This window comes from Mycobacterium sp. (assembly GCF_049683935.1).
In the GTDB taxonomy this organism is placed as follows: domain Bacteria; phylum Actinomycetota; class Actinomycetes; order Mycobacteriales; family Mycobacteriaceae; genus Mycobacterium.
Window position 1 is genome coordinate 1 of record NZ_JBAUJR010000405.1, and the last position, 6,111, is coordinate 6,111.

The following is a 6,111-nucleotide window of genomic DNA, read 5'->3' on the forward strand; positions in this document are numbered from 1 at the left end:
CCGCACCCCAGCATCACGGCGGCGGCGCACCGTGGCACGGCCATCAGCCCCCCGGCCCTGAGGCTCCCGCACACCCCGGCTCCTACGCCGACCGGATCCGGGCCGATGAACTCGTCCCAGCCCGCAAGGCCGTGCCCGGCCGCGGTTGGCGATCAGCCCTCTACAAGGCCACCTTCGGGCTGATCAATCTCGGGCCGTCACCCGAAGAGCGTCGCCTCGCCGAACTCGAGGCCAGGATTCGCGGCCCGCTGCGCGGTCACTTCAAGATCGGCGTGATGGGCAAGGGTGGCGCAGGCAAGACGACGGTGTCGGCCTGCATCGGGTCTGTCCTGGCTGAGCTTCGGCAGGACGACCGGGTGGTGGCCGTCGACGCCGACACCGCGTTCGGCAAGCTCGGGAGTCGGGTGGACCCAAAAGCGCAGGGCTCGTTCTGGGAGCTGGCCGGAGACCGGCACCTCGAGACCTTCGCCGACGTTCGCAACCGGGTCGGCAACAACGCCGCCGGACTGTTCGTGTTGGCCGGTGAAGCGACGCCGGCCCGCCGCCGAGTACTCGATGCGGCGATCTATCGCGAGGCCACCGCCCGCCTCGATCGCCATTTCACGATCTCGATCATCGACTGCAGCTCGACGATGGACACTCCCGTCACCCAGGAGGTGCTGCGCGACCTCGATGCGCTGGTGGTGGTGTCCACGCCGTGGGTGGATGGCGCGGCCGCGGCGGGCCAGACCTTGGACTGGCTCGCCAACCGGGGCTTGACGGGCCTGTTGCAGCGCACCATCGTGGTTCTCAACGATTCCGACGGGCACGCCGACAAACGCACGAGGGCGATTCTCGCCCAACAGTTCTCGGGCCAGGGCCAGCTCGTCGTCGAGGTGCCCTTCGACGGGCACCTGCGCCCCGGCGGCGTCATCGACGGAACACGCGAGATGTCCCCGCCGGCTCGTCGGAAGTTCCTCGAGATCTGCGCTGCCCTGGCCTCGCACTTCCCCAACCGCGACGACCGCTCACGCGAACGGCGCTGACCGCTAGGCGATCTGCGCGACCAGCTCCTCGATGGCCGCGGCCTCGGCTCCGGTGACCTGCTCCTCGGCTTCGGCCTGCTGGATCGCTCGCTCGGAAACCCCGGCGGCCTGCGCGGTTTCGAGCACGGTCAGGTTGGCACCACGGCGCGCGGCGTACAGGCGTTGCCCGAGCGTGGCCTGCGGCGCCGAGGCGGCGCGCACCATCAGCTCGTCGTAGAGGCTGCGGACCGTGCTCAACGCCTTGATCAGTGGCGGCGTGACCCGACCTATCCGTGCCGCCCCCGCCGCGACAGCTTCGAGCTGACGCAGATTCGACAGGATTCCTGTCACCCTCGGGATGAAGGCGGGGTCGTCGACGGGCGGCAGCGACGCGACCGTCGTGCTGAGCGTGTTGACCGCGGTGACCACCGCCTGCGCGATCAGCGACACCTCGTCGCCGCCGGTAGTGGTGCGCGGGGTGGCCGGTTCGACGGGTCGCACGGGTTCGCCCCTGCGCAGCCTCGTGATGGCGCCGGGCGGCCACTTCAGGACCTCTTCGAGCTTTGCTCTGGTGCGCTCCCTCGGCCAGCTCCGGCCCTTCTCGAAGGAGATCAGCGCGCCGGCGTTGATGATTCCGTCGGCCGCCAGGCGGCGCTGGCTGATGTCGAGCTCGCGCCGCCGGGCCGCTGCGGCAGCCCCCGCCCTGGCCATCCCGGGGTCCACGACGTCGGCCGATTCGTCGATCGACTCCGCGTTGGTCATCTACCGGGAATTACTCGTGCTGTGTGGTCGGATCGGCGCGAACATCGTATCCAGTCACCGCGCTACTGCTACGACTTGGTTCGGCGAACCGCAATGGTTCCGTGTCAAAGCTACACCTTCGAGGCGGTCCGGGCGGCACCAACGCTACGGAATTCTGGGACATTCTCGCCACCGCTCTCCTCCGACCGGCGATCGTAGAAATACCAGTTCAATCGGCTTTGATCGGACCAGCTGCGGACCACGACCGCGAACTCCCCGATGCCTCCGCCTACGATTCCGTTGCACAAACTGTTGCATCGCTACGGTTTGTCCGATACGTTTTCGGACATCGCGGCGACCAGGCCGCCAGCGCACAGAGGAGCGACACCGATGAACGCAGAATCGAGCGACGAGTTGCCGGTGGGCGCGTGCACCCGGGATCCGGAGCGGTGGACCACCACGGCCGATCAAGAGGCCAAGGCGATCTGCCGCGCCTGCCCCCGACGATGACTGTGCGCGCGAGAGGCCTGCGAGTTGCCTCGTGCCGAAGGGCTGTGGGCGGGCATCTACGTTCCCGAGGCCGGTCGTGGCCGGACGTTTGCCCTACGCCAACTCAAGTCACTGGCCGAGCGCAACGGCCAGACAGTCGGCGAACGCCGTGTCTACTACGCGGAGATCGCCTGACGTTCCGGCCGTCCGCCGCCGCGACGAGGGGTCGGCGGCGGACCCGGAATAGTCCGGGGCGGCACGCAGTTCTATGTCTCGACGGTGCCGGACATGCCCCGGGCCCCAATCACATCAGTCGCTTCGAGCGACCACTCGCCGAGAGGCGCCATGACGGCACCGTCCCCAAAATTTGTTCCGTCAATTCACTGTTTGGATGTCCGAGCAGCAAACATGCGTTTGTGCATGGTAACATGCGCCAATGCCGAAGACGATCCAGATTCGCGACGTCGACGACGACGTCTACGCCGGCCTCGTGAGACGCGCCGCCGAGGAGGGGGTCACGGTGCCCGAGTTGCTCCGAAAAGAGGCAGCTCGGTTGGCCGCCCGTCCGTCGATGAAGCAGTGGCTCGCACGCACCAGCAGGCGCCCGTCCGACGTGTCGACCTCAGAAGTGCTGGCCGCCTTGGACGAGTGGCGCGGCGAGTGGCCGAATGCTGATCGTTGACGCGTCCTGCCTTTTTGAAGTGGTGGCCGACACCCCGCGCGCAGCGGAGATCGCGGCGCGCCTGCTGGCCGATGACGATCAGGCCGCTCCCCACGTGATCGACGTCGAGGTGATGGGGGTCATTCGCGCTCAGTACCTGCAGGGCAGACTGGATCGCACCGCCGCCGACCAGGCCGTCGCCGACCTTCGCGACTGGCCCGGCGATCGCGTCGGCCATCAATGGCTGCTCGATCGGACTTGGCAGTTACGGGATTCGGTCCGGGGTTGGGACGCGTTCTATGTGGCGCTGGCCGAAGCGCTCGACGGGACACTGCTGACGATGGACCGGCGACTGGCGCGCGCTCATGGACCCACCTGCCGTATCGAGGTCGTCGGCGCGGCGGACTGACCGAGCGCTCACTCTCCCTGAGTCGACGAAGCGCTGCGCGGGGAGGCCGCCAGGCCGCGCAGGATCAGTTGCATCGTGTCCTCGAACGACGAGCCCAGCATCCGCGAACGCAGGTGCGGGGCCGCCGCGTCGGCGTGCGGCGCATCGATGTCGGGCAGCCGCTTTTCGAAGGTGCGCCAGGCGGTGTCGTCGACGCTCTGCACTTCCTGGGGCAGCGAGACGAATGCACTTTCGAGCATCGCCTGCCCCAGCAGGAAATCGGACAGCGATCGGAACCAGTGCGCGGCGGTCTCCGTATCGAAGCCCCCTTCGCAGATCAGGCCCACGGTGAGGTCCACCGCTCGAATCTCGTTGGGCAACCCGGTGGTGCGGGTCGCCACCGCGAACCCCGTCTGCGGGAACTCGTGGACGTACACCCGGTACAGCGCCCTGGCCAGATTCGCCAACGAATCGATCCAGTCGTCACCGGGCGACCAGTTGTCCAGCGCGATCCCGATCATCCGATCGCCGACAGCACGCAGCACATCGTCGACGCCGGCGAAGTATCGGTAGAGCGCCGACGGGTCCGCGCCGACGGCGGCGGCCAGCGTGCGGGCACTCAAGACCGCCGCGCCGCGGTTCTCGATCAGGTTCACCGCCGCGTCGATGTACACCTCCCGCGACAGTTCGGTTCCCGCTCGCGTCCGCCGCCGGCGACGACCCGTTGCCAATTGTCTGTTGGGCTCCGTCACACGCGTCACTCCTTATGTCAACACTGTTGACCCTAACGCCGTTGTACCCAAGGGTGGAGTGCTGCAGCGACGAAGTTCGGAGAGAGGGCTGGGATGGGGGAAGGCGTGGCCACCGTTCGCCACATCCGACGCACCGCCGGTGAGGCCGGGCATGTCAGCTACGAGGTGGACATCCGCACCGCTGACGGCGAGACGCGGCACTACGCCTTCAACGGCAACCTGTTCGTCGGACCAGTCCTCATGTTCATGAAGGACGACCGAGGCCAGATCCACACCGCCGTGATCGATCACCCGCGCCAGTTCGGCGAGTTCGCGACCGAGGACTGGGTTCATCGGTTCTTCGCCGAATGGCGGGGCCGCGACGAGGATACCGAGCATGTCGCGGACTCCTCGGCCGACTGACCCACCACCCCGCCGAACTCTTTCTTTTCGAAACAGTCCAACCGCAACGCCTCGGCGGCTAGGCTGACCGCTCGTGGACGTCGGCCTTGATGCGGCCCAACGGGCTTGGGTCGACGAAGTGCGAGCCTTCCTGCGCGACAACGTGACACCGGCGCTGGAGGCCGAACTCGCCGAGCACGGTCTGGAGCGCATCGGCGGGGAGGTCACGGCGTTTCGGCGCGCGGTCGGCGAGAAGGGCTGGTTCGGCGTCAGCTGGCCCACCGAATTCGGTGGGCTCGGTCTTGATGCCATGCATCAGCACCTGTTGGTGCGGGAGTTCGAATACCGCGGCGTGCCCGGACCGGACCTGACGGTCACCTCGGTGGCGCCGATGATCATGCGGCACGGCACCGATCAGAACAGGCGCGAGTTCCTGCCACCGATCGCCCGGGGCGAGTTGACCTGTGCGGTCGGCTATTCGGAGCCGGATGCGGGTACCGACCTCGCGAGCCTGCGCACCCGCGCGGTGCGCGACGGCGGCGACTGGGTGATCAACGGATCCAAGATCTGGAACAGCGGCGCTCAACGCAGCACCCACGAATGGCTCTGTGTGCGCACCGACCCCGACGCCCGGCGCCACCGCGGCATCTCGGTGATCATCGTGCCGCTCGACCGACCGGGCATCGATGTCCGTCCGCTCACCGCGTGGTCGGGCTACCGCACCAACGAGGTCTTCTTCCACGACGTCCGGGTCCCCGTCGGGAACCTCATCGGCGAGGAGAACCGCGGGTGGACCTACATCACCGGCGCGCTCGACCTGGAACGCGGTGCTCTGACCAACGTCGGAGATCTGCGCAGGGCGCTCGACGAGATGCAGCGACTGGTTCACCGGCCGCGCCGCGACGGATCGGTCCCGGGTGACAACCCGGCCTTCGTTCGGCGCCTGACCCAGGCCGAGGCCGACGTGGACGTGGCGACGCTGATGGGTCTGGAAGCGGCGTCGCTGCTGGACATCGGCGTCATCCCCACGGTGGAGGTGAGCGTGGAGAAGGTCTTCACCAGCGAACTGCGGCAACGGATCGCCGACCTCGCCGTCGATCTGCTCGGACCCGACGGCCTGCTGGCACATCGCACCTCGGGCGCTCCCGCCGACGGGGTCTTCGAGCGCCTGTACCGCGCGGCGCCGCTGATGCGGTTCGGCGGCGGCACCAACGAGGTCCTGCGCGACGTCATCGCGCAGCGGGGCCACGGCATGCCGTCCTACGGGCGCTGATCAGGAGCTGACTGTGCGACTGCTACCCGACGACGACGAACGCGAGTTCACGTCGATGCTGCGGCGGCTGCTGTCTGCCGGAACCGAGCCATCCGCACTGTGGGCGTCGTTGGCCGACGCCGGTGTTCTCGGGCTGACTCTGCCGGAGCAGTACGGCGGCTCCGGCGCCGACCTCACCGCCCTCGGTGCGTTCTGCGTCGAGGCCGGCCGCGCGCTGTGCCCGACGATCGTCCACGGCACCCTGCACGCGGGCCTGGCCGTACAGACCTTCGGGACCGCCGCGCAGCACGCCGTGCTGCTGCCCCCGCTGGCCGACGGAAGACGTTGCGCTACAACGGCTTTGTGGTCACCCGTGGATGCGGGTGATGTCGCGCCCGCGCTGCAGGCGGCCTACGACGGCAACCTCTGGCTGCTGAACGGCC

At 68.2% G+C, this 6,111-nt stretch carries 8 protein-coding genes and 1 pseudogene; 7 read left to right on the forward strand and 2 right to left on the reverse strand.

Annotated elements, in window-relative coordinates; translation table 11 throughout:
* Positions 1-1,025: MinD/ParA family ATP-binding protein (locus tag WA965_RS23095; RefSeq protein WP_526298287.1), on the forward strand; the 1,025-nt coding region annotated here is incomplete at its 5' end.
* A 3-nt stretch (positions 1,026-1,028) separates the two neighbouring features.
* Here WA965_RS23095 and WA965_RS23100 read toward each other — a convergent pair.
* Positions 1,029-1,766: a transcriptional regulator gene (locus tag WA965_RS23100; protein ID WP_526448114.1), complete on the reverse strand. Its 738-nt coding sequence runs from the start codon at positions 1,764-1,766 to the stop codon at positions 1,029-1,031.
* Positions 1,767-2,135: 369 nt separating this feature from the next.
* Between WA965_RS23100 and WA965_RS23105 the strand changes: the two are divergent.
* The 3 genes and pseudogenes from WA965_RS23105 (at position 2,136) to WA965_RS23115 (ending at position 3,304) form a co-directional block, all read left to right on the forward strand.
* Positions 2,136-2,429, forward strand: a pseudogene (locus WA965_RS23105) (WhiB family transcriptional regulator).
* A 241-nt stretch (positions 2,430-2,670) separates the two neighbouring features.
* Positions 2,671-2,916: a hypothetical protein gene (locus WA965_RS23110; protein ID WP_526298291.1), complete on the forward strand. Its 246-nt coding sequence runs from the start codon at positions 2,671-2,673 to the stop codon at positions 2,914-2,916.
* Positions 2,903-3,304 (forward strand): type II toxin-antitoxin system VapC family toxin, encoded by a 402-nt coding sequence (locus WA965_RS23115; RefSeq protein WP_526298293.1) that lies wholly within the window; start codon positions 2,903-2,905, stop codon positions 3,302-3,304. Before WA965_RS23110 ends, WA965_RS23115 begins: the two co-directional genes overlap by 14 nt.
* Before the next feature lie 8 nt (positions 3,305-3,312).
* Here the strand turns inward: WA965_RS23115 and WA965_RS23120 are convergent, their stop codons facing one another.
* Complete coding sequence (locus WA965_RS23120; protein ID WP_526298295.1) at positions 3,313-4,035, reverse strand: TetR/AcrR family transcriptional regulator; 723 nt, start codon at positions 4,033-4,035, stop codon at positions 3,313-3,315.
* 105 nt (positions 4,036-4,140) lie between these two features.
* On the opposite strand from WA965_RS23120, the gene WA965_RS23125 reads away from it, so the two are divergent.
* The 3 genes from WA965_RS23125 to WA965_RS23135 all read left to right on the forward strand — a co-directional run.
* A complete protein-coding gene (locus WA965_RS23125) occupies positions 4,141-4,437 on the forward strand; it encodes a hypothetical protein (RefSeq protein WP_526448115.1) in 297 nt (98 codons plus the stop codon).
* A 73-nt stretch (positions 4,438-4,510) separates the two neighbouring features.
* Positions 4,511-5,689, forward strand: a complete 1,179-nt coding sequence (locus tag WA965_RS23130) for an acyl-CoA dehydrogenase family protein (RefSeq protein ID WP_526298299.1) — start codon at positions 4,511-4,513, stop codon at positions 5,687-5,689.
* 13 nt (positions 5,690-5,702) lie between these two features.
* Positions 5,703-6,111: acyl-CoA dehydrogenase family protein (locus WA965_RS23135; RefSeq protein ID WP_526448116.1), on the forward strand; the 409-nt coding region annotated here is incomplete at its 3' end.

Coding starts and splice junctions, on each gene's coding strand:
- WA965_RS23100 (WP_526448114.1), bottom strand. CDS start 1,766: ATGACCAACGCGGAGTCGATCGACGAATCGGCCGACGTCGTGGACCCC.
- WA965_RS23110 (WP_526298291.1), top strand. CDS start 2,671: ATGCCGAAGACGATCCAGATTCGCGACGTCGACGACGACGTCTACGCC.
- WA965_RS23115 (WP_526298293.1), top strand. CDS start 2,903: ATGCTGATCGTTGACGCGTCCTGCCTTTTTGAAGTGGTGGCCGACACC.